Origin of the sequence: Salinibacterium sp. CAN_S4 (genome assembly GCF_015752305.1) — a bacterium.
In the GTDB taxonomy this organism is placed as follows: Bacteria; Actinomycetota; Actinomycetes; order Actinomycetales; family Microbacteriaceae; genus Rhodoglobus.
Genome location: NZ_JADOVB010000001.1, coordinates 1,154,046 through 1,179,705, shown reverse-complemented (window position 1 = coordinate 1,179,705; position 25,660 = coordinate 1,154,046). Strand labels below are relative to the sequence as shown.

The window sequence follows — 25,660 nt, the reverse complement described above, 5'->3', positions numbered from 1 at the left end:
TGTAGAGGTGAATGCAGCCTCCCCAGACCCCGAGAAGGCCACCCTCCATTTTCCGGGCGGGAGTGCCGAGTTCCCGGTGATCCGCGGCACGGATGGCCATGACTCGATCGACATCTCCACGTTCATGAAGCAGACGGGGTACACGGCCCTCGACCAGGGTTTTGTGAATACCGCGTCGACGCGAAGCGCCATCACCTACATCGACGGCGATAAGGGCATCCTGCGCTATCGCGGTTATGCCATCGAGGACGTCGCCAAGAACTCAACGTATCTCGAGGTTGCGTGGCTGCTGATTTATGGCGAGCTGCCGACGGCCGACCAGCTCGGTGAGTTCGACGAGAAGGTGCGCCGCCACACTCTCCTGCACGAAGACCTGCGCCGCTTCTTCGACGCGCTTCCCCATAACGCCCACCCCATGTCTGTGCTCTCGAGCGCGGTGTCTGCGCTATCGACCTACTACGAAGACTCGCTCAACGTGCGCGATCCGGAGCAGGTCGAGATTTCGACGATCAGGCTGCTGGCGAAGCTGCCGGTGATCGCGGCCTATGCGCACAAGAAGAGCCTCGGCCAGGCGTTCCTCTACCCGGACAACAGCCTCAGCTTCGTGGACAACTTCCTCAAGCTGAACTTCGGCAACCACGCCGAGCCGTACGAGGTCAACCCTGTGCTGTCCAAGGCGCTCGACCGGCTGCTGATCCTTCACGAAGACCACGAGCAGAACGCGTCGACCTCGACCGTGCGACTCGTCGGTTCGACCGAGGCCAACATCTTCGCCTCGATCTCTGCCGGGATCAACGCACTCTATGGCCCGCTCCACGGTGGCGCGAACGAGGCTGTGCTCAAGATGCTCGCCGAGATCAAGGCCTCGGGCGAGGGCGTCGAGAAGTTCGTCGAACGCGTCAAGAACAAGGAAGACGGCATCCGCCTCATGGGCTTCGGCCACCGCGTGTACAAGAGCTTCGACCCGCGGGCGACGCTCGTGAAAGAGAGTGCCGACGAGGTGCTCGCCGCCCTCGGCGTGAAGGACGACCTCCTCGACATCGCCAAGGAACTCGAAGCCGTCGCGCTCGCCGACGACTACTTCATCGAGCGCAAGCTCTACCCGAACGTCGACTTCTACACCGGCGTCATCTACAAGGCGATGGGATTCCCGTCCCGCATGTTCACTGTGCTGTTCGCCATCGGTCGACTTCCCGGCTGGATCGCGAACTGGCGCGAGATGAACGAAGACCCGATGACGAAGATCGGCCGCCCCCAGCAGTTGTATACGGGCTCCGAGGTCAGGAACTGGCCGCAGCGCTAGTCGATGGGGGTGGCGTGCAGCTCTGCGTCCCGGAAGATCACGGTCAGCTGGCCGGTGCGATCCGGTGAGCAGCGCATGCCGAGCGTGAGTTCGGGCAGCTCGAAGTTCGCGTCGAACGCGAGGGTCGTCCATGTGCCGGCTTCGGCGCGCGTACGGCTCGCCTCGAAGAAGTCCAGCCGCCCGCTGGTATCCACCATGCCGCACCGGATGCCCGTCGACACGCCATTCGGAACGACGAGCACATCCACCGAATAACCGACCGCCGTGTGGCCCCCGTTGATCGTGAGATTCGTGACCCGGATGTCGCTGTCTGAGGTGTAGAAACCCGAGAACGTCTGCTCGCCGGGGTTGGCGCCGACGAACAGCAGTCGACCGAGCATCGCCACTGCCACGACCGCCGCCACCGCGGCGACCAGCAGCAGCGCCTGGCGAACCCTCATGGATGAACGCTACCCGTCCCTCGGGATGGTGGGCGCCACATCACACCTCACGGCACACCTCACGGCGGCGACCTGCGGGCTCCCGGTAGGAGGCAACAGGCTCCCCGGTAGGAGGCAACGGGTGCTCCCCTCGAAGAACGTATGGCACGACGCCATACGTCGAGTAAGTGCGGCCCTACCTTCCGAAACGACGGAGAAACTGGGTGCCGCGGGCCGCCGTGCCGCGGAACTTGGCCGCCGGGCATCCGGATCTCCGTCGATTCGGGAGGGGCGGAGAGGCGGAGAGGCGGAAGGCGGAAGGCCGCGGTCAGGCGTGCAGGGAGGTGTTGAGCTCGACGCCCTTGCCGGAGCGGGTGAGCACCTCGACCGCACCCGTCACCGAGTTGCGCCGGAACAGCAGCCCCGGCATCCCGCTCAGCTCGACGGCCTTGACCGTCGCCCCGTCGGCGAGGATGACCTTGGTGCCAGCTGTCACGTACAGCCCGGCCTCGACGACCGTGTCGTCTCCGATCGAGATGCCGACACCCGAGTTGGCGCCGAGCAGCGCGCGGGCCCCGATCGAGACGCGCTCTGTTCCGCCGCCGGAGAGGGTGCCCATGATGGATGCCCCGCCGCCGATATCCGCTCCGTCGCCGACCACGACGCCCTGTGAGATGCGGCCCTCGACCATGGAGGTGCCGAGGGTGCCCGCATTGAAGTTCACGAATCCTTCGTGCATGACCGTGGTACCGGGGGAGAGGTGGGCGCCGAGTCGCACGCGGGAAGCATCGGCGATGCGCACGCGAGTGGGTGACACGTAGTCGAGCAGTCGTGGGAACTTGTCGATGCCGGTGGCGGCGATCCCCGCCCGCTGCAGTCGGGGGCGCAGCCGGTCGAAATCGTCGGGATGCACGGGGCCGGCGTTGGTCCACACCACGATCGGCAGGTGCCCGAAGAGTCCGTCGAGGTTGATCGTGTTGGGCTGCACGAGCAGGTGGCTGAGCAGGTGCAGTCGCAGGTAGGCGTCTTCCGTGGAGGCCGGTGCGGCATCCAGATCGATCTCGACGGTGCGGAAGTCGATGGTCACATTGCGACGCTCGTCTGCGCTCTCGAGGTCTTCGAATTCGGCCGGAGCGATGTAGGGATCGGTGCCGTCTGGCAGTGCGCCGAGGGCGGGCCTGGGGAACCAGGTGTCGAGAACGGTTCCGTCTCCGGCAACGGTGGCAAGCCCGTAGCCCCATGCAGCGCGCGAAGTCATGCCTCAAGAGTACTTAAACTGGTCGGGTGACTGACACCGATCGTGCCATCCCCTTTCTCGACCTGACCGCAACCTCGGTCGAGCTCACTCGCCAGTTGTGCGACATCGAGTCGGTCTCGGGCGACGAGAAGCTCATCGCCGATGCGATCATGGCCGCGCTCGCCGGGTGCGAGCACCTCGAACTGGTGCGGGATGGCGACGCCATCGTGGCGCGGACCACACTCGGTCGCGGCCGCCGCGTCGTGATCGCCGGCCACATCGACACCGTTCCGATCAACGACAACCTGCCTGTGGTCGAGCAGGACGGTTACCTCGTTGGTCGCGGCACCGTCGACATGAAGGGCGGAGTTGCCGTCGCCCTCAAGCTGGCGGCCGAGCTCTCGGCGCCTCCCGTCGACCTCACGTGGATCTGGTACGACCACGAGGAGGTCGACAGCGCCCTGAACGGTCTCGGCCGGCTCGCACGCACGCGACCCGAGCTGCTCGAGGGTGACTTCGCGATTCTGGGTGAGCCCACCAGCGCGAAGATCGAGGGTGGATGCAACGGCACGGCCCGCGCGAACATCACGCTGCGCGGCCTGCGTGCGCACTCTGCGCGCTCATGGGTGGGCCACAACGCCATTCACGACGCCGCACCCGTGCTCGCGATCCTCGCGGCGTACGAGCCAGCCCAGCTGGAGGTGGACGGGCTGGTCTACCGTGAAGGCCTGAACGCTGTCGGCATCACCGGTGGCGTGGCGGGCAACGTCATCCCCGACCTCACGGTCATCAGCATCAACTATCGGTTCGCGCCGAGCCGCAGCGCCGCCGATGCCGAGGCTCACCTGCGGGAGGTCTTCGCGGGTTTCGAGATCGAGGTCACCGATATGGCCGAGGGCGCTCGCCCCGGGCTCGATGCTCCGCTGGCCCGCGACTTCCTCGCAGCGGTCGGGGGAGAGGCCGCTCCGAAGTACGGCTGGACCGACGTCGCACGCTTCTCCGCCCTCGGCATCCCCGCCGTGAACTACGGCCCGGGGGATCCCCTGAAAGCACACGCCGACGACGAACGCGTCGCGGTGGGCGAGATCCTGGAGTGCGAGCGGGGGCTGCGGGCGTGGCTGAGCGCTCCGTAGCACTGGCCGTCCGCTACCGGTTCACCCCGTGGTGGGTGAAGGTCATCGTGATCTTTGCCGCGTCGAGGGTTGTGACCACGGCCATCATGCTGTCGTTCGCCGGGCGGCAGGATGCGAACCCGTGGACGGGTCCGAAGCCAAGCTACTTCGACTTTGCCGCGATCTGGGACGGGCACTGGTACTACATCATCAGTGCCGTGGGATATCCGTGGACGCTCCCGATGACCGCCGACGGCCGCGTTGCCGAGAACGCCTGGGCCTTCATGCCCGCGTATCCGGCGGTCGTCAGGTTCTTCATGCAGCTGACCGGCCAGGGCTTCCCCGTCGTCGCCGTCTGCGTCTCTGTCGCGTTCTCCCTCGCGGCCGCGCTCATGTTCTACAAGCTCATGCACCTGGTGCTGCCCGGCGGCACGGCCCTGTTCGCCGTGGTGCTGTTCTGCGTTGCCCCGCTGTCGCCGATCCTGCAGGTGTCGTATGCGGAGTCGATGCACCTGCTGCTGCTCACCCTCGCGCTGTACCTGCTGGTGCAGCGCCGGTACTGGATGCTCATCCCCGTGGTCGCCGTCATGTCGCTGACCCGCCCCAGTGGCCTCGCGTTCGCGCTGACGATGCTGCTGCACGTCGGGTACCGGTGGTGGATGCAGCGACCCTCCGCACGCAACAGGGAGGAGTTCGCGCTGCGCGACCGCGTGGCATCCATCAGCGTCGGGTTGTTCAGCGCGTTCAGCGGAGTCGCCTGGCTGCTCATCGCATGGGCCGTCACGGGGTCGATGACGGCCTACACCGACACTGAGCTCGGGTGGCGCGCGGCCTACATCGGCTACGGCGAACTGGTGCCATTCACCGCCTGGGTGAGCGCCACGGAATTCTGGGCGCCCTGGTTCAGGATGCCTCAACCGGTGTTGCTCGTGCTGCTCGTGATCGTCGTCGCCGGGTTCTTCGCCGCGCTGCTGTCACCGTGGGCGCGCCGCATCGGCGTCGACCTGCGCTTCTGGATCGCGAGCTACGCCCTGTACCTGCTGGCCGTGTTCTTTCCGCAGTCGAGCCTGTTCCGCCTGCTGATGCCGCTGTTTCCCGCGCTGGGTGTGCTCGCGCTGCCGAAGTCGATCACCTATCGCGTGTTGCTGGTGGCGCTCTGCGTCGTGGGCCAGTGGGCGTGGGTGCAGTTCGGCTGGTGGGTCGACGGCGAGGACTGGACGCCGCCCTAACCCAGCGGCGGCCCTCGTTTTCTCGATACGCGAGGAATGAACGATAATAGAAGACGTATTCTTCGTGAAAGGGGAACCAATATGGCAGCCATGAAACCGAGGACCGGTGACGGGCCAATGGAGGCTGTCAAAGAAGGTCGCCTCATCATCGTTCGCGTTCCACTCGAGGGTGGGGGGCGACTTGTCGTCTCCGTCAACGATGCCGAGGCTAAAGAACTTCATGACGCGCTTGCCGGAGTAGTCGCGCCCGTCTGATTTACCACGGTCTACACAGACTACGTCGGGCGTCGCTTTCGGGCGGCGCCCGATTTTCACGCCCCGAAGCGGCTATTGTCCAGCCGCGTGCGCCTCAGTCGGTGAGTTTGGTGAGCTGGAGCAGGCCGTCACCCACGGGCGACAACGCCCCGATGACGTCGTCGGAACCGGCGATCTCGTTGAGCAGGAACCTGAAGTTCGCCACGACGTCGTCACGCTGGGCGGGATCCGCGACGCGGCCCTTCCAGAGCGCGTGCGCAACCACGACGGTCCCGCCGCGGCGGGCCAGTCGCAGGCCGTGCTCGACGTACTCGACCACGGACTGCGGGTCGCCGTCGATGAAGACCAGGTCGTAGCTGCCCTCGTTCATGCGGGGAAGCACGTCCAGCGCCCTGCCACAGATGAGCCGGATGCGGTTGGCCGGGATCCCAGCGTCACCGAAAGCCCTGCGCGCCTGCTGCTGGTAGTCGAGTTCGGAGTCGATGGTCGTGAGAACGGCCTCGGGTGCCCCGTGCATCAGCCACATGCTGCTGACGCCGAGTCCGGTGCCGATTTCGATCATGTTGGTGGGGGCGGTAGCAGCCGCGATCACGGCGAGTTGCGCACCCATCGACGGGGTGATCGGCTCGATTCCGAGTTCGAGGGAATGCAGTCGCGCCGCGAGCACATCTGGTCGCTCGACGGCAAACTCCTCGGCGAATTTCCAGCTCAACAACTTGTCTGACACGGGGTGCTCCTCACTGGGCCAACTCTAGGGTTACTCGCGACCGACTGCGGGTATCCTGAGCGAGTGTCCTTCGGTCTCACTTTCGAAAAACTTCTCGTGATTGGGATCATCGCTGTCTTCCTGCTCGGACCGGAGCGGCTGCCCTACTACGCGTCCCAACTCGCGAGGCTCGTGAAGTCGATCAGGGGAATGGCGGATGGCGCGAAGGAGCGCATGCGCGAAGAGATGGGCCCCGACTTCGACGACATCGACTGGAAGAAGATGGACCCGCGGCAGTACGACCCGCGCCGCATCATCCGGGAGGCCCTGCTCGAAGGTCCGGATGAGCCCGCGAAGCCAGCCGCCGTCGTGCGACCTCCCGCCGAATCAGCGTACGCCCAGCGGCAGCGGATGCTCAGGGAGAACCTGCCGACCCCGCACGACACTGAGTCGACCTAGCGCTGACGTCCAGGGGTGGGATGGCTCAGCGCACTGCGGCAAGGGCGGATCGACGTCCAATCGCAAGCCACGCCGCCGGCCCGACGACCGGCACGAAAATGGTCACGAGCGTCCAGATCAGGGCCTGCGTCGACGTCAGGCGGCTGGCAGTTCGAGCCACCGAGACAAGCGCTATGACGTGCAGGGCGATCAACAGAACGCTCACTGTGGCCCACGCGATGTCGAAACCGACGGGAAGGATGGGATTCACTGGCTCGACCATGTCGTCAGCCTAGGGTGGGGTTCTACGAGTGGCCATGCTTTGCGATCGCGCGGAGCTGCAGACGACCGCCTGAAACCGCTCATGGGTTACGAGGCATCTCACGTGCAGGTCATTTGCGCGTGCTCGTCGCCGGTTAATTGCGTCGAATCGTGAAATATGGCGCTTCAGTTGTCGCGCTGGAGAGAACCGGTGCGCTAGACCCTGCTTCGGGCACGGGAAACCTGCGATGACGACTCGTGGCGGGCCGAGCGCCTGGTGATGGCGGTGTCCGGAGGTTCCGCAAGTTGGCGCCGTAGAGCGACGCGCGCCCGAGCGATACGGCTGCGTGCCGTGGCGGGCTGGATGCGAAGAAGGATGGCCGCTTCGGCGAGCGTGAAGCCGTCCCAGTAGACAAGCCTGATGAGCTCCCGATCCTTGGGGGCAAGGGTCTCGATTGCATCGCGGACACTCTCGATGTCAGGCTGCTCGTTCGCCCACACGGAGATTTCCGCGAGACTTTCGCGCAACCTGTCAGTGAGTGAGTTCCGTCGTCGACGGGATCGCCAGTGGGTGGAGAGCACGCGGCGACCGACGCCATAAAGCCACATCCGGGCCTCGACGCTGTCGGACGGGATCGACTGGTGTCGGCGCCATGCGACGAGCAGCGTCTCGCTGACGAGGTCGGCAGCATCCTGAGTGTTGTCGACGCGTCTCGCGAAATACTGCAGCAGTCGCGACGATTCGAGCGTCACGAGGGCCTCGAGTCGAGCACCTGAGGTGTCGGTACTCAATGCAGGTCCCCGGTGCAGCTCGAGTCCGAGGCGGCCACCACGTCGTTCGCGGGGAGTAGCTCGGCAGGGACACTCCCTACGGTGAACTCGTCCGACGCGGCGAACCACTCCCAGCTCTCGCGTTCGACGGTGGAGTCGAAGCTGAGATCGTCGATGTTGGCGGCGAGAGATGCCGCGAGAGCATGGTCGTAGATGCGTTGGCCGACACCGTCCCAGTCGGTGGCCTGCAGATACGCGCGGAGCTCAGGGTCAGGTACCTCGAGATAGATGACACACTCGAAAGACTGGCCTGCGTCGGTCGTATAGGCAACAGGGACCAGAACGTCAGGCTGGACCGACGTCATCCACGCGGCCGCTGCTCCGGTCAAAGCGAGGGCACCGAGTGCTATCAGGGGGACGAAATTCTTTACCTGCTGCCGGGAGCGGTGGCTTTCGCGCTTCGCCTGCTGCGAAACCGCGAGCAGGCTATGCCGTACGCTGGCGTCCCCTTCCAGCGTGGTCTTGCCCGCAATGGTGAGCATGCGGTCGAACGATTCGTGGTTCATGACGGGTCCCATCTTGAAGTGTTGTTTTCCTGGTCATGACCGGCACACCGCAATCTGTTGCATCGTCTGTGACGCACGCCGATCGGGTTCTCATGACCGTAGACGTATGCGGTGTCTCCTGCGCATCGACGGCCGGGTGCGCCTGTGTTGCATCCCATGTGTTCGGCACTCTTTGATTTCGAGACACTTCAGCGGCACGACAAGGAACGTCATGCGGGCGCCCAAGCACCTGAATCGCCAAAAGCTACATCTTTTCGAGTGGGACGATCTCAACGGTTTCGCCAGCATTGGGGTTGCGTCCAAGCAACCGAATGAGCCCAGTTGTTCGCGGGCTCTGGAACCAGCGTTCTGGTTCCTCGTTCATCTCCACAAATACCTCGAAACGGCGTCCGGCCGCGTGCTCGTCCACCCACCGGAGTAATTCGGTGATGTTCTCAGCCTCTGTGAGGACGTAGGCGTTCAGATTCCACGCCTGCTCGGGTGAGAGTCGTTGCCAGAAGTTCACACGATAGGCAGGCAAGTCAATGGAGTCGCGCGGCGCGGCATGCACTGTTTCTGTTGCTCGCATGCTCAGTACTCTACGAGCCAGGGTCATTAGCAGGGGGACGATTTGCGGGATATTCGGACACGTCCGAAGACCAGACAGTTGGTGGAACGCGACCGACGAACCTTTCCGTCCCTTAACGGGTCAGGGTGTCTTTCCCCTTACCCGCTCTGCTAACCGTTTGATCGTGACCATCGCGTCTGACCACGTGGAGCGCATGTCGTCGGCCCACTCGTCGGGCATCTCGAGCTCGACGACGAGTGTCGTCACCCCGTCGGTCTCGCTGAATGAATAGCTCTCGTTCATCCCGACGGCGGGCCCATCACGGTTCTCGACGTTATTCTCAATCTCCCCGAGATAGCGGATCGACACGAACTCGTGGAGCCGATTCGTCACTATGGTGCCGAAAAGGCCACTCACCGTGCCATCGTCGTTCGGGCCGACGAAGCGGATGTCGTCGCCCGCGTTCCAGCCGCCCTCGTAGGTTGATCCCTCCTGGAAGGCACCTGTCCATTCGCGGTAGGTGTCCAGGTCGAGCATGATGTTCCAGACGTGCTGCGCGGGAGCGTCAACATCGACTCTCAATCGAAGATTCTCCATGCTTGCCTGTATAACCGAGACACATGGGTGGCGCAAGACCGCCCACCGAGCTAGTTCGTCGACACACTGCGTAACCCGGCGGCGTGGACGAGCAGATAACAGCGCCCGTACCCCGGCGCCGTTATGGTCCGACCGCCGCACCGACGAAGGGCCGCAGATGATCTAACGTCGAGGTCACTCACGAGACCTGAGCAAAGAGTTCACTCGTGTGTCGTCGTTCGATCCCCTCTGATGCGAACCTCCTCCCGGAGTATCGGTTCGCTGGCTAACGCTGCAAGTGCAAACCATGTGGGGGCATGGGGCAACAATGGTCGAAGCAGGATGATCGCGTTCGTCGCAGTAATGAAGCCGCCCCACAGAGGTGACTCAGAACGGGGCGCTCAACCATGAATCTCACCATGTCAATCCGGGTGAGCGTCAACGGCGTCATGCAGGCCAACGGAGCCAATAATGACAAGCTCGACCCCGGATTTATACGCGGCGGTTGGTCTCGGGGCAAGCCCGATCAGCAAGCCGCGGAATACATCGCCTCGACATGGGAGCGCGCGGACGCGTTCCTGCTCGGCCAAAGAACTTGCGGACTTTTCGAGGGATATTGGGGTGGTCAGGCCGACAACTCGAATCCGTTCGCGGGCGTGACGAATCCTCGGCCAAAGTACGTCGTGTCCCAGACGCTCAGCGAGCCGATATGGGAGAATACGACGGACATCTCAGAGAATATCTCGGGTGGCGTCAAGAACCTGAAGGCGCATCCCGGCGGCGAACTGGTGGTCGTGGGCAGCGGTGTGCTGGCGCGCTGGCTACTCGAAAAAGAGCTCGTCGACAAGCTCGACCTCATCGTGTTCCCCGTCATCGTAGGAGACGGCGTTCGGCTTTTCCCGCAGCAGGGCAAAGACTTCGGCCTCGACCTAGTCGAAACGCGAGCGTTCCCGACCGGAATACTTGCCCACACCTACCGACTTACCGGCCGCCCCGACTACGCCTGAGAGAATCGCGCAATCCACTATGTCGTCAAGATGATCGACCATCGGAGCGGATCGGGAACCGCCGCAGAATTGGCTGTGATCGTCGACTTCAACGAGAAGCTGGTCGCCGGCGCCCGTTCGGTGTTCGCCGACCAGTTGAGACCGCGGTCAGCGAACAATATCCTTCACTTGGACTGGCAGATCATCGGGTTCGTCGACAAGCCAACCTGATGCCCCTTTTCTCACGGAAATGATTCCGGGATCCGCCTAAACACCGCCGTGGTGGTGGGCGTCACCGATGCGGCGTGCATGACATGGTCGAATGATGGCCCGGTGTCGGTACCATTTGCGGCACCGTTTCCGTCATCCCGCACGGATCGCGTATCGCCCGGTCATCTCGTCGCCGTTGCGACCGCACCTGACGGTAGAAGCGCCGTTGTCTGGCGATGGTTCGACGTGGTGATCCTTGGCGGCGGAGATCCAGACTCTGTTCGCCTCTGGGAGCCAGGTCACGGTGCTGTCACCGCCCGCCAGAACGATCATCACCAGCTTCGCACCCCCGGCAGCCGCGCCTACGCCTTCGCCGGTCTCCAAGGTGACGAATGGTTGGTCGCGGGCCAGGTCGTCGATGATCCGAGCGAAGCGGAAGCCGAGCTTGATAAGGTTCGTGCGCTTTACGATGAGAACGAGATGTGGTCCTCAGTGTTCAGCGGGACCGTGTAACTCTGGACTTGTTTTGCGCACAATTGTTCGTCGGACCGACGATGACCTCCTTCGGATGACCTCAATGTGCGTCGACGTGCTTCTCGCCGGGCTTCTCTTCGATGAGCTGAATAAGTTTGGCTACGTCGAAGTCGGTGCTCCAGCCTTCTCGTATCCGTACAGTTGCGAGGTGTCTCATCGCGCCCACGCGGGTGAAGGTCCAGCCTGGTTGTGTTGACTCGCATGGGTTACGACACATGTAGGTTACGAGACACTGTGATGCCGCAGATCGCGCGAAAACCTCGCCGACTGATGTCGAGATCCCCGTTTCGGTTCCGTGTCTTATCTGAAGCGGCCAGAATGGGCCGTACCGAATGGGAGGCTCTCATGGCCAAATATCTGATGCTCAAGCACTACCGGGGCGGACGTCCCTCGGTGAACTCTGTCGCGATGGATCAGCTCACCCCGGACGAGTGGGCCGCGCACGTGCAGTACATGAAAGACATGGAGAAGCGGCTCATCGCGTCGGGTGAGATGGTCTCGTCGGAGGGCCTCTCGATAGATGGCGAGTGGATTCGCTTCGATGGCGAGGGGCGCCCACCCGTTGTCGACGGTCCTTTCGCCGAGACAAAAGACCTCATCGCGGGTTGGATGATGGTCGAGGTCGACTCCTACGAACGGGCTGTGGAGCTCGCCTCCGAACTGTCTGCTGCGCCATGGGCGGGTGGCACACCTCTGGGCGAGTGGCTGGAGGTGCGTGAGGTCATGAGCGCGCCGCCGTCCGACTTGGGTTGACGCAGGTAGATGCGACGGTATTCCGCCGCGCGATCCCTGAGGGGGTCGGCATCCTCGTCCGGCGTGGTGCGGATTTCGCGTCGGCCGAGGATGCTGTTCAGGCCGCCCTCGTGCGCGCACTTGAGAGATCGGATCTCGCGGGAGTGCGCGATATGCCTGCGTGGCTCGTCACGGTTGGGTGGCGCGTGTTCCCCCGACCAGGCGCGAAGCGACACGGCGCGCACTGCCCGGCAGGTGCGGCTTGGAACAGAGCCCGAACCTGGTTGTGTGCCTCCGCGTGACGACACGCTCGCGCCTTACTTGTTGTGCACGCACCCGGTCCTCACGTCGGCATCGGCGATCGCGATCGCGCTCACGCTGCGTGCAGTCGCAGGTCTAACCATGCGGCAGATTGCGCATGCCTTCCTCGTGCCGGAGGCAACAATGGCGCAGCGCATAAGTCGTGCGAAGCAGCGGCTTGTCGGCATTCCGCTGGATAACTCACCCGACCGGGCACTCTTCGCCGCCTATCTCCGCGACATCGTGCGACGGTGCAGCGCTGACCGGCACGTGTCACTCGACCTCTTCGGGCTGCGGCTAGAAGCCACACGAGACCCCGCAATCGCCGCAACTCTCGGGACGTGGCGGCGGAGAGCGTTCTAGGAGAATGTCCCATTCAAGGACGCCTCGGGCCTGCCCGGGGGCGAACCGAGATCGCCTGGTTCCTCTAGGCCATCGACGAATTGATGCTCGACCACGTCACCGCTCCACTCGACATCGGACTATTCGTCGACGCGAAACTTATCGAGTTGGTCGACCGCATCTTCAGTAGTCCCGGCCATGCTCTTGCGCCGAACGACACGGCCCACGTTCGTTCGTCCGCCCGGATGAGGACCATGCACCCGAAATATTCACGAGTCTGGGTTGTCCTGAATGAGGACTAAGACGTTGCCTGCGGGGTCGGCGAAGCTGAACATCGGGTTGTCGAAGTCGGTGTGCAGCACCTCGGTGTCGGGGATAGTGGCGGCTGCGGTCAGCGCTTCGTGGGCGGCGTCGGCGTCTTCGGTACCGAGCCGAATGCCGATGGGGAAGCCGCTGTCGCGCGGCAGTAGGACGATGCTCACCGATGATCCGGGGGGCGCTACCTCCAGCCAACGAGCGCCCGGCCATGCTTCCTCGTCGACGCGGACTTCCATGCCGAGAACGTCACGGTAGTAGTCCAACGCGGTGTTCTGGTCGTGCACGGGGACGGACACGCTCAGCAGGCGAGTCGCAAGGTTTTCATTCATTTTCTTCTCCTCATGAGATGGGGTGAGCCTTAATGTCAGCTAGCGGTGCCCTGTGCTTAATTGCCATGGCCACGGTCATCGCGTCCGAAGATCGCTCTGAGTCAAGGTCGACGGGGGGATCACGGGAACTTTCGCTGCGCCACGTTACCTGGATCGTTGCAGGCGGCGGCGAAACCACGAGTACCCGGTGCGAGCGTCCCGCTCGTCGAACCGGCAGCCTTTGCGGCGGCGCGACTGACCCCTAGACCTAAGCGGTTGGATATCGCGGTGAGAAATGTCACTCGAGACGTCGCGTTTCCACCGTTGCGTAGCGAGCTTCGACGAGCCGGGCGGCGATGCCGTGGACACGTTTCTCGTCTGCGACATTCACCAGGTAGTAGCCACTCACCCACTCTTCGGCACCGATATGCGGTCCGTCGACAATTGATAGGCCGTTTCTCGTGCTCACGATCTTCGCGCCAAGAACTGAGAGTTCGCGAGTCTCCACGAGCTCTCCCAATGCCGAGAGCTCGCTGATCACCGCGTTGTGTGTTTCTCGAAAGTCGTCGTGCGCCTCGGCATGAACTGCGGCCTCACTCGCTTGGCTCGAATAGATGAGGATCATGAATTGCATCGCGTCTGCTCGTTTCTCTTCGTTGTTGCCGGAATACTTGTACGACGCGCGAGGGTGCTCTCGGAGGACACCGGAGCATCTGAGTTGCGCCGAATCAGGGCACACATGGGGATGACGCCGTCCGTCCGCAGGGCGCGCATCTGATGGGAGCGCATCGATTTTCGCGTCCCGCATGGGCATGGTGTCCTGTAGACACAAACCGGATCGTCGTGGTTATGTCAGGAAGCCGAAAGAACTCGAAGGAGAGCGATGCGCTACGTACTTTTTATCTGCAATGATCCAACCGGGGAGCCCTACAACGCCGAGCAAGACAACGTCGCGGAATGGGTCGCGACGTTGCAGGCCTCCGGCTCGTACGTGCTGGGCGATCGTCTACGCCCGGTCGAGGACGCGACGACGGTCCGCGTGCGTAGCGGTGAACGCATCGTCGCAGACGGGCCATTCACCGAGAGTCGGGAGTGGATCGCCGGGTTTGACATCGTGGAAGCTGACGACCTCGACACGGCGATCGCCATTGCCGCGGGCCATCCAATGGCACGATTCGGTCTCGTGGAGGTTCGGCCGGTTTGGCCCTTTTAGTGGGCGTCGGTGGCGGCCCCGGTAGTGCCGGCGCGTCCGGGGCTGCGGTGGCCGCCGCGGTGGAAAGCGTCGCGTCGTCCGAGTATGGGCGAGTTGTTGCAAGCGTGATCGGCACGGTAAACGACTGGGCGATCGCGGAAGACGCGGTGCAGGACGCGTTGGCGCGCGCTCTCTATCGGTGGAAACAAGAAGGAGTGCCGACCAATCCGGCGGCATGGGTCACAACAGTCGCACGACGACGCGCCATCGACTTGGTGCGTCATGAACAGGCCGAGCGTCGCGCGTTGTCGCGTCTTGATTTCGAGATCGTCCCAGACGCTGAAGAATCCGTCTCGGATCTTGGATTTCCGCGTGGTGACGAACGGCTGCAGCTCATTTTCACTGCGTGTCACCCTGCGCTGACGCTCGAGGCGCGCGCAGCCTTGACCCTCCGGACCGTGTTGAACGTGTCAGTGGACGATCTCGCGACGCTCTTCGCGGTCACCGCGGACGCCATGCAAAAACGTCTCGTGAGAGCACGGGCCAAGATCAAACATGCAGGCATCCCTTACCGAGTGCCCGATTCATCACAGATGGCCGCGCGGAGCGAAAGCGTGTGCGAAGTCCTGTCGGGTCTGTTCACCATCGCCTACGCAGACCCGACAGGGCGAGCCCAGGCCGCCGAGGAAGCCATAAGGCTCGCGCGAGTGTGCTGCCAGTTGCTCCCGACCGACTCAACCGAACGGCTCGAGTTCGAGGGACTACTCGCGCTCCTTCTGTTGCAGCACTCCCGGCGCGCAGCACGAACATCCGAAGACGGCCAGGCGGTGCAGTTCGAACTTCAGGATCGAGCTCTCTGGGTTCAGGACGAGGTGGCCGAGGGTCTGTACGTCCTCGACACGGCGCTGAAGCGCGCCGCCTATGCCAAGGTCGCTGGCGGCAGGCAACTCGTACGCGCAGCAATCGCCGCAGAGTACGTGCGACCACTCCAGAGCGATGGGATTGACCATGAGCGGATCGCGGACATATACGAGGTACTCGAGCAGCTCGACCAATCGCCGTTTGTTACCCTCAACCGGGCCATCGCTGTCGCGAATGCCGGGCGGGTAGAAGATGCGCTTGGCCTTGTCGACACGATCGCAGTCGCTCTGCGTGGTCACCATCTCCACGCCGCCGTTCGCGGCGATCTGCTGAGACGGCTCCATCGCACAGAGGAGGCGGCCATCGAGTTCCGCGCCGCCGCAGATGCCGCGCCGTCGGACAGGGAGCGCCACACATATCTCTCCCAAGTCGCCCTACTCGGACCGGATGCAGCGCATGCGCATACTTGAGCACCACTCGAGCCGGATCGTCGTGCACGCAAGCGCACCGACCGACGCACTGGCATCGGTCGTGCTGTGGCTCGGCGGGACACCACACACGGGAGCGCTCCTGCAGCCAGTCGTCGCAGCGGGCACGAGCGTTGCACGTGACATCGTGAGCATCGCCCGGGCGGGCTACGGAGGCGCGCCGCGGCACGAGGGCAGAAACGTGGCCGACGCCGCTGACGAAATTGTGCAGGTGCTCGACCTTCTCGACCTCGACGACGTCATCGTCGCTGGATTCTCCGGCGGGGGGCCACATGCGATAGCGGTCGGCGCCGCAAGGCCCCAACGCACTCGCGCTGTACTGACGTTCGGGTGCATCGCACCTTACGGCACGACCGACGAATGGTTCGCAGGAATGGCAGATCCCTCGGGACTTCAAGCAGCCGCAAAAGGGCTTAATGCCCGCACCGCCCACCCGGACGAATTCGACCCGTCAAGCTTCATCCCCGCCGACCACGCAGCACTCGAGGGGACATGGAGGGACCTCGTACTCGACACGCAGGCGTCGGACCTCTATGGGCCCAGTGGTGCGATCGATGACGACATGGCGTTTGTCCGCCCGTGGGGGTTTTCGCTTGACGAGTGCACCACGCCCGTCGTCCTACTGCACGGGCAGAAGGATCGTATTGTGCCGGTCAGGCACGCGAACGTCATCGCGGAGCGCCTCCCTCGCGCCACCGTCTCGATCCATCCGAATGAGGGACACGTCTCCATTCTCCGAAGCCTCGACACGGAGCTACGTAAAATCGCCAAAGACGGCTAAGTTTCTTCACCACGACGCGGGGCAGCCGCGAAGGAGAGTGAGGGCGCGACGTTCTGTGACTCTGAATGCTCGTTCACCGCGCCTCGGTCAGGTCCGCGGTGGTACGCAATCGTCTACCCCAGTGAGTCTCGTATCCCTAGGGCGATATGGGGCGTCTCGCCTCGGTGACCTGCAATAGCTCACAATCGGCACACTTCCGCGGTGCGTCCTGTCTCACAACTATGTCGCGAAAGCTCTTGAGCTAATCGCGGTACACCTCGTTGGTTATTAGACGCCCCTGGCTGGCGGTCTCGGCCCGCAAGTCATTACCCGTCGGAAACAAGAAGACTTCGTGATACCGACGTCCCGATATGCGAAGAGCAGGGATCCCGTGCTTTTCGCGGTCGAAGCTGCGATCCAACACAGCGAAACCGACCAACCCACGACGCCGAATCGAGTCGGGTAACCCGCGACAGTGATCAGCGACGCCGCAGGGCCTTGAGCACCTTCAGTGACGCGGTCATGAGCCCGGTCATCCGCTCCCATTCCTCGCCGGTGCGGGGGAGGTTCACGATGCCGGTCGACTCCGCCACGGTGCGCGCTTCGACGAAACGCAGCAGCCCTTCGGCGCCGTTGCGCCTGCCCATGCCCGACTGCTTCATTCCGCCCATGGGTGCGTCTGTGCTGGAGAAGGATGCCCGGTAGCCCTCGTTGACGTTCACGCTGCCGGCGTCGAGGAGGTCGGCGACGCGTCGCCCGCGGGCGCGTGAGGCGGTGAACACCGAGGCGTTGAGTCCGAATTCGGAGTCGTTGGCTGCGGCGATAGCCTCGGCTTCGCTCTCGACTACGGTGATCGCCACGACCGGGCCGAACGTTTCGTGGGCGAAGCACTCCATGCCTTCCGTAACCCCGGTGAGCACCGTCGGTTCGAAAAAGTACGGGCCGAGGTCGGGGCGAGCCCGGCCCCCGGCAAGCACGGTGGCTCCCTTGGCGACGGCGTCATCCACATGCTTGGTGACGCGTTTGAGCTGGGCGGCCGAGGTGAGGGAGCCGACATCGGTGGAGAAGTTGAGCGCCGAACCCTGCCGCAGGCTCCTCGTGCGCTCCGCGAAGGCACTGGTGAATTCCTTCGCGATCGACCGGTCGACGTAGATGCGCTCGATCGACACGCACAGCTGGCCCATCGACGAGAAGACGGCGTACGCGGCGTTGGCTGCAGCCTCTATGGGCTTCGCATCGTCGAGCACGATCAGCGGATTCTTGCCGCCGAGCTCCAGGGAGGCCCCGGTGAGGGTCGCGGCGGCGCGCTCGCCGACCTTCGTACCGGTGGCGGTGGATCCGGTGAAGCACACGTAGTCCGAGGCATCCACCACCGCATTGCCGATCTCGGTGCCATCGCCGGCGACGACCGCCCACAGCGCTTCGGGAACCCCGGCATCGATGAAGGCACGGCGCGACGCGAGGATCGACAGCGCGCCCTGGTTGTCGGCTTTCTGGATGACGGCGTTGCCGGCGGCGAGGGCGGGAACCACATCCATGATCGAGAGTGCGATCGGGTAGTTCCAGGGGGTGATGACGCCGATGAGCCCCTTGGGCTTGTAGCTGACGCGGGTCTGGATGACGACGGGGATGCCGGCCCGGCGTCGACGGGTCTTCAGCACGCTGCGGGCAGAGACGGCATAGTAGCGGGAGACGCTCGCGGCTTCGAAGACCTCCTCGAAGGCCTGTCCGCGGGTCTTGCCACTCTCGGTCTGCAGCACGTCGAGCAGCTCTTTCGCGCGCTCCAGCAGCAGGTCGTGGGCCTTCAGCAGCACGGCGCGGCGGTGGGCGAAACCGGCGGCTCGCCATGCCTTCTGCGCGACGCGGGCGGCGGCGGCGGCATCCCGCACATCACCGGCATTCGCCAGGGGCAGGCTGTGCAGCACGGTGCCGGTGAACGGCGCGATGACCTCGGCGGTCGTGCCGCTCGTAGCCGTCAGATCAGCGGTGAGTTCGGCGATTCTGGCCTCGCTGATCGGGGCGGTTCGCATCGTTGCTGGCATGGCGCAAGCCTACGCGGGAGCGCTCGACTCCACCTGAGAAGTCGCGGCGCGCATCGGGCTCGTGAGTATTGGGCCGCGCAGTGGCTACACTCAAAAAATGACCGCAGCGCAGCGGGTTCTCACCCGAAGAACGATCGCAACGTACGCCATCGGCTCGCTCGGCACCGGTGGGTTCGCCACCCTGCCCGGCCTCGTGCTGGTCTTCTACCTGACCGACACGCTCGGCATCGCGGCGCTGGCGGCGGGATTCCTCGTCACTCTCGCCAAGGTGTGGGACGTGATCATCGACCCCGTGATCGGCGCGCACAGCGATCGGAGCCTGGCGGCGCGGGGGTCGAGGCGACCATTCATGGTGCTCGGATCGATCGCGCTGCCAGTGTTCTTCATCCTGACCTTCGCCGTGCCGGCGGGAATCGGTCCCGTCGCCTCTGGTCTCTGGGTGCTCATCGCGTTCCTCATCACTGCGACGGCGTTCAGCCTGTTCCAGGTGCCGTACATCGCGCTGCCGGCCGAACTCGCCGACGGCTACGACCAGCGCACGAAGCTCATCTCGGCGCGCGTCGTCGTGCTGACCATCGCGATCCTGCTGTTCGGCGCCGGTGCTCCCGAGATCAGGGACTCGTTCGCCGACGAGCACACCGGCTATCTCGTCATGGCGGTCGTCGCCGGGGTCGTCATCGGGCTCGGGATGCTCGTCTCCAGCTTCGTCGCACCGAGAGGGCTAACCGCGGAGGTCGCGAGGGTCTCCATCCTCGACACCTATCGTGCCGGTATCGCCGCGCTCCGGCGCAGCCAGCCGTTACGCGCGCTGCTGTTCACGTTCCTGCTGCAGGGCCTGGCGACAGGCATGATGCTCGCCGGTGCCCAGTACGTCGCCACCTGGGTGCTCGGCACGGGCGTCACGATCCTGTTCGTCGCACTCATCGCACCCGCGGTGATCTTCGCTCCGGGATGGGCGCTCGTCGCCGCTCGCGTCGGCAAGGAGCGCGCCTTCCGCCTCGCCTCGCTGCTGTTCGGCCTGGCAGCACTTGTCATGGTGCTGCAGGTGTGGATGCCCGGCGAATGGATCTACGCGCCCGTCGCGCTCGCGGGGGCCGCTTACGCGGGCATGCAGTCACTACCGATGTCGATGCTGCCCGACGTGATCTCGCACGATGCGCACGAGCAGGGGGTGGGCTCGGCAGGCACCTTCGGCGGGGTGTGGACCGCAGGGGAGACCACCGGCATGGCACTGGGCGCGACGGTGCTGACCATTGTGCTCGCGGCATCCGGTTACCTCGAATCTGTCGGTGGACAGGTTGTCGTGCAGCCTCCCGGCGCGATCGTAGGTATCGTTTTTAGCTTCAGCGTCGTGCCGGCCGTGATCATCGCGGCATCGCTCTGGTCTTTTTCGCGTTATCCGCTGCGAAGGGCGGACATCGATCAGCTGAGCGAAAGGATCAACTCATGAATTTGCAGGAACAGCCCTCAGACATCCTCGCCAGGCTGGCCGAACTGAGGGAAGCCGACGCTCCCACCCACGGCGGTCGTGTGCTGTCGTACGTCTACGACTCCGGTATCGCCGAGCTCGACCAGCTGGCCGCCGACGCCATCCGCATGGTGCAGCCGGTCAACGGGCTCGACCCCACCACCTTCACCTCGGTCGCCGTCATGGAGCGCGAGGTCGTCGCCTTCGCGCGAGACATGCTGAACGGCGACGACTCCGTGGTCGGCAGCGTCACCACCGGCGGCACCGAGAGCTGCATGCTCGCCGTCAAGACCGCGCGTGACAACTGGAAGGGCGAGGGTGAGCCGAGGCTCCTCGCTCCCGTCACCGTGCACGCCGCGTTCCAGAAGGCTGCGCACTACTTCGGCCTCGAACTCGATCTCGTCCCCGTGCTCTCCGACGGGATCGTCGACGCGGACGTCATGATCGAACGCATGGGGCCGGATGTCGCCCTCGTGGTCGTGTCAGCTCCGAGCTATCCGCACGCCGCCATCGACCCGATCGCCACGATTGCTGCCGCCGCGCTCGAACAGGGCATCGACTGCCATGTCGACGCCTGCATCGGCGGATGGGTGCTGCCGTTCTGGGACGGCCTCGAGCCCTGGGACTTCAGTGTCGAGGGCGTTACGAGCATGAGCGCCGACCTGCACAAGTTCGCGTATGCCCCGAAGGGCATATCGGTGCTGCTCACCCGCGGCCGTGATCGCCAGCGCGCACAGTATTTCGCGACGACACGGTGGCCCGGGTATCCGGTCGTCAACCCGACCATGCTCGGCTCGAAGTCGGCGGGAGCGCTCGCCGCGGGCTGGGCCATCACACGGGCGCTGGGTCGCGACGGGCTCGCCGAGCTCGCGGCATCCTGCGCCAGGTCCACGGCGTTCCTTGTGGAGCTCATCGGTTTCATCGAAGGGCTGCGTGTCGTCGGTTCGCCGGTCGGCCCGCTGCTGGCCATTGCAACCGACGAGAGCGTGCCCGAAGACCGCAGGGTCGACCCGCACCATTGGGCCGACGAGGTGCGGACGCACGGATGGATGCTGCAGCTGCAGCCCGGCCTCAACCAGAGTTTCGGCGTGACTCTGCCGCACACCACGCACCTCACGATCACCCCCGTGACCGAGAGCGTGATGGCCGGGTTGGCCGACGCCATGATGACCGCTGCTGGAGTGGTGCGCGGGGTTCCCCCGGTGTCGGCGGATGATGCTCTCGCCTCGCTGCCGGAGGGGTTGCTCGACTCGCTGACCGAGCCGCTGGATTCCGAGACCGCGCTGAGCGTGCTCAACGACGTCGGGCTTGCGTCTGCCGACGGTGGCGGCCTCCCCGAGAAGATGGCGCCGCTGCTCGCGCTCATCACGGCGCTCCCGGCCCCGGTCACGGAACGGTTGCTGACCGAGCTGATCGCCCGCACCGTCGAGTAGGGGAGCGGGTTCGGCCCTGGCCTCCGCCGTCCCGTGTTCGTAACTCCTGCAATTCGACGCGGGGCGCGGCCGCCCGGCCCGGAACTCCGGGCCGCGCCCGCTCCGCGCTCCGCGAATTGCAGGAGTTACGAACACGGCGAGCGTGGGCTCAGCCCTGGTGGCTCTGCTCGAACTCGGTCGCCTCGGCCTGGAATGCGGAGAGCACGGCACGCACCGAGGGCCGCTGTGCGCGGTCCGGCCGCACGAGTGCGCTGATCAGCCTCGATGATCGCACTCCGACCAGGGGTCGCGTGATCAGCCCGTTCTCCCGATCCCGGGTCGTGTACCGGGGAAGGATGCCGATGCCATGGCCCGCGGCGACGAGCGACTCCACTATGCGGTTGTCGGCGATGCGCTGGGCGACCCGTGCAGGCGCGGCGTTGGCGGCCTCGATCCCGCGCAGGATCCGGTCGAACGGGAGGTCCGACGGAACTCCGATCCAGTCCTGGTCGATCACATCGGCAGGGGTCAGCGACTTCTTCGCGCCGAGCGGATGACCTTCCGGCATGGCGACATCGAGCGGCTCACGCATGAGCGGGACGACGGTGAGGCCACGCTCGGTCCACGCGGGCAGGATGCCGGGGGCATCCGCTATGACGATGTCGAAGTCGGCCGTGAGGTCGGCGATGTCGGTCACGAAGCTATCGAGGTCGCTGCAGATCACGTGCAGGCCCGGCACTTCGGCCACGCGGTTGAGCAGGCCGGGCAGGAACATCTGCCCGGCGGTCGGGAAGATCGTGAGCGTGACCTCGCCCTGCGGCGCGGAGCGGAAGTCTGCCCACAGCGCCTCGGCGCGCTCTATGGCAGTGGCGACATCTGTCGCCGTGCGAGCAAGCGCCCGGCCCGCCGAGGTGAGCGCGACACCACGACCGGAGCGCTCCGTGAGCGGCACTCCGGCCTCCCGTTCGAGGATCTTGAGCTGCTGGGACACGGCCGAGGTCGTGCGGTGGGTCGCGAGCGCGACGGCGGTGATGCTGCCGCGGTCGGCGAGTTCTCGCAGCAGCTCGAGTCGACGAATATCCATGAAGTAAAACTACATGGTCACCTAAGCAAGATCATCTTGTTCTACAAGGTTGTAGGCACTGGAATAGGAACATGAACTTCGAACTGATCATCACAGCAGCGCTCCTCGCGGCGGCCATCTCCGGCACCTTCGTGGTCGCACTGCGCGACGGATACCGTCGCATGCCCACCCGTCGCGCGTAACGCCCGAGCCGGACATTCCGGTACCGCAACGCCCTGGTCACACGACCGGGGCGTTTTGCATCTAAGGCACGGGTCAGCGGGGGCTGAGGCCGAGCTTGCGGCCCGCGAGGCCGCGGGATCGGGTCGACAACGCCTCGGCGATGGACCGGATGACCGTGGCGGCGGGGTCGTCCGGCCGCGCCAGGACCACCGGCACGCCCGAATCCCCACCCTCGCGCAACTCGATGCTCAACGGGACAGACCCGAGCACGGGCACCGGCTGCTGTGGCGTGGAGAGCCTGGCCGCGGCATCCACCCCTCCACCGGAACCGAACAGCTCGAGAATGCTGCCATCGGGCTGCGCGAGGCCCGCCATGTTCTCGATCACTCCGATGACGGCCTGCCCGGTCTGGCGTGCCACGAGCCCGCTGCGCTCGGCTACCTCGGCGGCCGCCGCCTGCGGGGTGGTGACGACGATGACCTCGGCCTGCGGCAGTAACTGGCCGAGCGAGATAGCGATGTCGCCGGTGCCGGGCGGCAGGTCGAGCAGCAGCACGTCGAGGTCGCCGAAATAGACGTCGGTGAGGAACTGCTGGATTGTGCGGTGGAGCATCGGCCCGCGCCACGACACGGCAGTGTGGTCCTCCACGAACATGCCGATCGAGATCACCTTCACGCCGTGGGCGACCGGCGGGAGGATCATCTCTCCCACCTGGGTGGGCTTCGCGCCGGCGATGCCGAGCAGCCCAGGGATCGAGAATCCGAACACGTCGGCATCGACGAGCCCGACCCGCAGTCCGCGCTCAGCCATAGCGACGGCGAGGTTGGCGGTGAGTGTGGACTTGCCGACTCCACCCTTGCCGCTCGTGATCGCGTAGATGCGGGTCAGTGACTCCGGCCCGAACTGCATGGTTTTGGGGCGGCCGCCGCGCAGCTTCTCGGTGAGGGCGTCGCGTTCGGCGGGGGTCATGACGCCGACATTCACGGTCACGCCGGTCACGCCGGGCGTCGCGGCGGCGGCGTCGTGCACGTCGCGTTCGATGGTCCTGGCGGCGGGGCATCCGACGATCGTCAGGGACAGATCGATGGATGCCACACCGGCAGCATCGACCGAGACGTCACCGATCATGTCCAGCTCGGTCACCGGTCGGCGGATCTCCGGATCGATGACCCGCGCGAGTGATTGGCGAACCAGGGACTCGAGGGCCTCAGGCACCGGGCTTCTTCTCGTCGAGCTCCTCGAGCAGCGACCTGAGCTCAGACCGGATGAAGTCTTTCGACGCCAGGTCTTTCATCGCGAGCCGCAGTGCCACGACCTCACGGGCGAGGTACTCGGTGTCGTTGAGGTTGCGCTCGGCGCGCTGCCGATCCTGCTCGATGGTGACGCGGTCGCGGTCGTCCTGGCGGTTCTGGGCCAGCAGGATCAGCGGCGCGGCATACGAGGCCTGCAGTGACAGGATCAGGGTCAGGGCGGTGAACCCGATCGCGGCGGAGTCGAACCGAATGCCCTCGGGGGCGAGCGTGTTGTAGATCATCCAGAGGATGACGAAGATCGACAACCCGAACAGGAACCATGGCGTTCCCATTCCTCGCGCGATCGCCTCGGTGAACCGGCCGAACCTGTCGCGGCTCTGGAAGATCGAGGGGGTGCTGCGCAGGCCGCGGGGCGAGTCGAGGCGCGAGCCTGAACGGTTGGGGCGGGAGCTACGGTCGCGTGCCACGTGGTGCCCTCCTGCCTGATCGTGTCGGTTTTCTCAGCGTTACTGATGCGGTCGAAGTGTTGGTGAACACAGCCGGTTGTTCTTCGTCGTTCGTCGAACTTCGCCAGTCGTCCGGGAGCAGGTAGTCGAGCACATCATCAATGGTCACCACCCCTACGAGTCGGTGATTATCGTCGACGACGGGCACGGACACGAGGTTGTAACTGGCGAGGATACGCGAGACCTCCGCCGCGCTCGTGCCGGAGTGCACGGGCTCGAGTGTCGCGTCCACGATGGTGCCGAGCCGCTCGTTGGGCGGGTAGCGGAGCATGCGCTGGAAGTGCACCATGCCGAGGAACCGGCCGGTCGGGGGTTCGTACGGCGGCAGCGTCACGCAGATCGCGGCGCCGAGGGCTGGCGCGAGCTCGTGGCGACGGATCAGGGCCAGCCCTTCGGCGACTGTCGCATCCGCCGAGACGATGATCGGTTCGGTCGTCATCAACCCGCCCGCGGTGTCGGGCGCGTATGACAGCAGGAATCGCACGTCTTCGGCCTCTTCGGGCTCCATGAGGTCGAGCAGCATCTCGCCGCGCTCGTCGCTCAGGTGGGCGATGAGGTCGGCGGCGTCGTCGGGCTGCATCTGGTCGAGCACGTCAGCGGCGCGATCATCGGCGAGCTGGTTCATGATGTCGACCTGCTCGTTCTCGGGCATCTCCTCGAGAACATCGGCGAGTCGGTCGTCAGACAGCTCGTCGGCGACCTCGAGCATGCGCTGCTCCGGCAGGTCGAGCATGGCGGTGGCGAGGTCGGCCGGCAGCATGTCGGCGTAGCTCGCGACGAGCTGGGTCGCCGACTGTGTTTCACCGGTCTCGGTCTTCTCGATGATGTCCGACCAGGCGATGAAGAGGGTGGCGCCCTTCGTGAAGGTGGTCGTCTTGGGGCGCCGCAGGAACGCCTGCGTGACCTCCCACTCGCCGAGACCGGTCTCCTCGATGGCGACATCCTCGATGTTCGCCTCGCCCGATCCATCGCGGAGTCGCACGGAGCGGCCCAGGAGTTCGGACATCACCCTCACTTCGCCGCCGCGCTGCTCGAAGCGGCGCAGGTTGATGAGGCCGGTCGTGATGATCTGGCCGGATCCGATGCTCGTGATGCGGCCGATCGACAGGAAGACGCGGCGCTTGCCCGGCACCTCGAGCACCATTCCGACCACGCGGGGGCTGCCCTGCGAGCGGTAGACGACGAGCACATCGCGCACCTTGCCGACCCGGTCGCCATTGGGGTCGAAAACTGAACACCCGACCAGGCGGGCGGCGAATACTCTCGACGTGCTCACGGTAAA

30 protein-coding genes are annotated in these 25,660 nt (G+C 64.9%); 15 read left to right on the top strand and 15 right to left on the bottom strand.

The annotated features are described in order from the left end of the window. Positions 1-7: 7 nt before the first annotated feature. A complete protein-coding gene (locus tag IWX81_RS05855; protein WP_199280257.1) occupies positions 8-1,303 on the top strand; it encodes a citrate synthase in 1,296 nt (431 codons plus the stop codon). Here IWX81_RS05855 and IWX81_RS05850 read toward each other — a convergent pair. Continuing rightward, the gene (locus tag IWX81_RS05850; protein WP_199280256.1) at positions 1,300-1,743 is read right to left on the bottom strand and encodes a hypothetical protein; all 444 of its coding nucleotides are present in this window, start codon (positions 1,741-1,743) and stop codon (positions 1,300-1,302) included. The two genes, IWX81_RS05855 and IWX81_RS05850, sit on opposite strands and share 4 nt — an antisense overlap. Before the next feature lie 307 nt (positions 1,744-2,050). Next, positions 2,051-2,980 carry a 2,3,4,5-tetrahydropyridine-2,6-dicarboxylate N-succinyltransferase gene (dapD, locus tag IWX81_RS05845; protein WP_199280255.1) on the bottom strand — a complete coding sequence of 310 codons (930 nt, stop codon included), beginning with the start codon at positions 2,978-2,980 and terminating at the stop codon, positions 2,051-2,053. Positions 2,981-3,027: 47 nt separating this feature from the next. Between dapD and dapE the strand changes: the two genes are divergently transcribed. The 3 genes from dapE to IWX81_RS05830 all read left to right on the top strand — a co-directional run bounded on the left by dapE (position 3,028) and on the right by IWX81_RS05830 (position 5,555). Next, positions 3,028-4,092, top strand: coding sequence for a succinyl-diaminopimelate desuccinylase (gene dapE / locus IWX81_RS05840; protein WP_199280480.1), 1,065 nt, complete (start codon positions 3,028-3,030; stop codon positions 4,090-4,092). After that, entirely contained in the window at positions 4,074-5,300 is a 1,227-nt protein-coding gene (locus tag IWX81_RS05835) for a hypothetical protein (protein WP_334593210.1), read from the top strand. Before dapE ends, IWX81_RS05835 begins: the two co-directional genes overlap by 19 nt. Positions 5,301-5,381: 81 nt before the next feature. Next, positions 5,382-5,555, top strand: coding sequence for a DUF3117 domain-containing protein (locus IWX81_RS05830; RefSeq protein WP_199280254.1), 174 nt, complete (start codon positions 5,382-5,384; stop codon positions 5,553-5,555). 94 nt (positions 5,556-5,649) lie between these two features. Here the strand turns inward: IWX81_RS05830 and IWX81_RS05825 are convergent, their stop codons facing one another. Beyond that, positions 5,650-6,282: an O-methyltransferase gene (locus IWX81_RS05825; RefSeq protein WP_199280253.1), complete on the bottom strand. Its 633-nt coding sequence runs from the start codon at positions 6,280-6,282 to the stop codon at positions 5,650-5,652. 63 nt (positions 6,283-6,345) lie between these two features. Here IWX81_RS05825 and IWX81_RS05820 point away from each other — a divergent pair, with 63 nt between their 5' ends. Continuing rightward, positions 6,346-6,720, top strand: a complete 375-nt coding sequence (locus tag IWX81_RS05820) for a Sec-independent protein translocase TatB (protein WP_199280252.1) — start codon at positions 6,346-6,348, stop codon at positions 6,718-6,720. 25 nt (positions 6,721-6,745) lie between these two features. Here the strand turns inward: IWX81_RS05820 and IWX81_RS05815 are convergent, their stop codons facing one another. The 5 genes from IWX81_RS05815 to IWX81_RS05795 all read right to left on the bottom strand — a co-directional run bounded on the left by IWX81_RS05815 (position 6,746) and on the right by IWX81_RS05795 (position 9,426). Continuing rightward, positions 6,746-6,982 (bottom strand): PLDc N-terminal domain-containing protein, encoded by a 237-nt coding sequence (locus IWX81_RS05815; protein WP_199280251.1) that lies wholly within the window; start codon positions 6,980-6,982, stop codon positions 6,746-6,748. Positions 6,983-7,176: 194 nt separating this feature from the next. After that, entirely contained in the window at positions 7,177-7,752 is a 576-nt protein-coding gene (locus IWX81_RS05810; protein WP_199280250.1) for an RNA polymerase sigma factor, read from the bottom strand. Then, positions 7,749-8,297 carry a hypothetical protein gene (locus IWX81_RS05805; RefSeq protein ID WP_199280249.1) on the bottom strand — a complete coding sequence of 183 codons (549 nt, stop codon included), beginning with the start codon at positions 8,295-8,297 and terminating at the stop codon, positions 7,749-7,751. Before IWX81_RS05805 ends, IWX81_RS05810 begins: the two co-directional genes overlap by 4 nt. 244 nt (positions 8,298-8,541) lie before the next feature. Beyond that, positions 8,542-8,865 carry a hypothetical protein gene (locus IWX81_RS05800; RefSeq protein WP_199280248.1) on the bottom strand — a complete coding sequence of 108 codons (324 nt, stop codon included), beginning with the start codon at positions 8,863-8,865 and terminating at the stop codon, positions 8,542-8,544. Between the two features lie 120 nt (positions 8,866-8,985). Then, positions 8,986-9,426 carry a hypothetical protein gene (locus tag IWX81_RS05795; protein WP_199280247.1) on the bottom strand — a complete coding sequence of 147 codons (441 nt, stop codon included), beginning with the start codon at positions 9,424-9,426 and terminating at the stop codon, positions 8,986-8,988. A 401-nt stretch (positions 9,427-9,827) separates the two neighbouring features. On the opposite strand from IWX81_RS05795, the gene IWX81_RS05790 reads away from it, so the two are divergent. From IWX81_RS05790 to IWX81_RS14955, 5 genes are all read left to right on the top strand, one after another. Beyond that, the gene (locus IWX81_RS05790; RefSeq protein ID WP_199280246.1) at positions 9,828-10,427 is read left to right on the top strand and encodes a dihydrofolate reductase family protein; all 600 of its coding nucleotides are present in this window, start codon (positions 9,828-9,830) and stop codon (positions 10,425-10,427) included. 30 nt (positions 10,428-10,457) lie between these two features. Continuing rightward, entirely contained in the window at positions 10,458-10,637 is a 180-nt protein-coding gene (locus tag IWX81_RS05785; RefSeq protein WP_199280245.1) for a hypothetical protein, read from the top strand. Between the two features lie 48 nt (positions 10,638-10,685). Further along, positions 10,686-11,129, top strand: coding sequence for a hypothetical protein (locus tag IWX81_RS05780; protein WP_199280244.1), 444 nt, complete (start codon positions 10,686-10,688; stop codon positions 11,127-11,129). Between the two features lie 366 nt (positions 11,130-11,495). Further along, entirely contained in the window at positions 11,496-11,903 is a 408-nt protein-coding gene (locus IWX81_RS05775; protein WP_199280243.1) for a YciI family protein, read from the top strand. Positions 11,904-12,284: 381 nt separating this feature from the next. Next, positions 12,285-12,545 carry a hypothetical protein gene (locus IWX81_RS14955; protein ID WP_334593201.1) on the top strand — a complete coding sequence of 87 codons (261 nt, stop codon included), beginning with the start codon at positions 12,285-12,287 and terminating at the stop codon, positions 12,543-12,545. A gap of 248 nt (positions 12,546-12,793) precedes the next feature. Here the strand turns inward: IWX81_RS14955 and IWX81_RS05765 are convergent, their stop codons facing one another. Beyond that, positions 12,794-13,171 carry a VOC family protein gene (locus IWX81_RS05765; RefSeq protein ID WP_199280242.1) on the bottom strand — a complete coding sequence of 126 codons (378 nt, stop codon included), beginning with the start codon at positions 13,169-13,171 and terminating at the stop codon, positions 12,794-12,796. 277 nt (positions 13,172-13,448) lie between these two features. Further along, complete coding sequence (locus IWX81_RS05760; RefSeq protein WP_334593199.1) at positions 13,449-13,784, bottom strand: YciI family protein; 336 nt, start codon at positions 13,782-13,784, stop codon at positions 13,449-13,451. Positions 13,785-14,033: 249 nt separating this feature from the next. On the opposite strand from IWX81_RS05760, the gene IWX81_RS05755 reads away from it, so the two are divergent. The 3 genes from IWX81_RS05755 to IWX81_RS05745 are packed head-to-tail and all read left to right on the top strand — an operon-like array spanning position 14,034 to position 16,472. Further along, a complete protein-coding gene (locus IWX81_RS05755; RefSeq protein WP_199280240.1) occupies positions 14,034-14,363 on the top strand; it encodes a YciI family protein in 330 nt (109 codons plus the stop codon). Between the two features lie 47 nt (positions 14,364-14,410). Beyond that, the gene (locus IWX81_RS05750; protein ID WP_199280239.1) at positions 14,411-15,673 is read left to right on the top strand and encodes an RNA polymerase sigma factor; all 1,263 of its coding nucleotides are present in this window, start codon (positions 14,411-14,413) and stop codon (positions 15,671-15,673) included. Next, positions 15,660-16,472 carry an alpha/beta fold hydrolase gene (locus IWX81_RS05745; RefSeq protein ID WP_199280238.1) on the top strand — a complete coding sequence of 271 codons (813 nt, stop codon included), beginning with the start codon at positions 15,660-15,662 and terminating at the stop codon, positions 16,470-16,472. The genes IWX81_RS05750 and IWX81_RS05745 overlap by 14 nt, the downstream gene beginning before the upstream one ends. Before the next feature lie 458 nt (positions 16,473-16,930). Here IWX81_RS05745 and IWX81_RS05740 read toward each other — a convergent pair whose 3' ends face one another. Further along, positions 16,931-18,493, bottom strand: a complete 1,563-nt coding sequence (locus IWX81_RS05740; protein WP_199280237.1) for a succinic semialdehyde dehydrogenase — start codon at positions 18,491-18,493, stop codon at positions 16,931-16,933. 97 nt (positions 18,494-18,590) lie between these two features. On the opposite strand from IWX81_RS05740, the gene IWX81_RS05735 reads away from it, so the two are divergent. Together IWX81_RS05735 and IWX81_RS05730 are read left to right on the top strand one after the other, a co-directional pair. Continuing rightward, positions 18,591-19,943 (top strand): MFS transporter, encoded by a 1,353-nt coding sequence (locus IWX81_RS05735; protein WP_199280236.1) that lies wholly within the window; start codon positions 18,591-18,593, stop codon positions 19,941-19,943. Next, positions 19,940-21,394 (top strand): pyridoxal phosphate-dependent decarboxylase family protein, encoded by a 1,455-nt coding sequence (locus IWX81_RS05730; protein WP_199280235.1) that lies wholly within the window; start codon positions 19,940-19,942, stop codon positions 21,392-21,394. Before IWX81_RS05735 ends, IWX81_RS05730 begins: the two co-directional genes overlap by 4 nt. A 148-nt stretch (positions 21,395-21,542) precedes the next feature. Here IWX81_RS05730 and IWX81_RS05725 read toward each other — a convergent pair whose 3' ends face one another. The 4 genes from IWX81_RS05725 to IWX81_RS05710 all read right to left on the bottom strand — a co-directional run bounded on the left by IWX81_RS05725 (position 21,543) and on the right by IWX81_RS05710 (position 25,654). Then, a complete protein-coding gene (locus IWX81_RS05725; protein WP_199280234.1) occupies positions 21,543-22,457 on the bottom strand; it encodes a LysR family transcriptional regulator in 915 nt (304 codons plus the stop codon). 255 nt (positions 22,458-22,712) lie between these two features. Continuing rightward, entirely contained in the window at positions 22,713-23,834 is a 1,122-nt protein-coding gene (locus IWX81_RS05720; RefSeq protein WP_199280233.1) for an Mrp/NBP35 family ATP-binding protein, read from the bottom strand. After that, the gene (locus tag IWX81_RS05715; protein ID WP_199280232.1) at positions 23,827-24,339 is read right to left on the bottom strand and encodes a DUF1003 domain-containing protein; all 513 of its coding nucleotides are present in this window, start codon (positions 24,337-24,339) and stop codon (positions 23,827-23,829) included. Before IWX81_RS05715 ends, IWX81_RS05720 begins: the two co-directional genes overlap by 8 nt. After that, positions 24,323-25,654, bottom strand: coding sequence for a magnesium transporter MgtE N-terminal domain-containing protein (locus tag IWX81_RS05710; protein WP_199280231.1), 1,332 nt, complete (start codon positions 25,652-25,654; stop codon positions 24,323-24,325). Before IWX81_RS05710 ends, IWX81_RS05715 begins: the two co-directional genes overlap by 17 nt. Positions 25,655-25,660 lie beyond the last annotated feature (6 nt).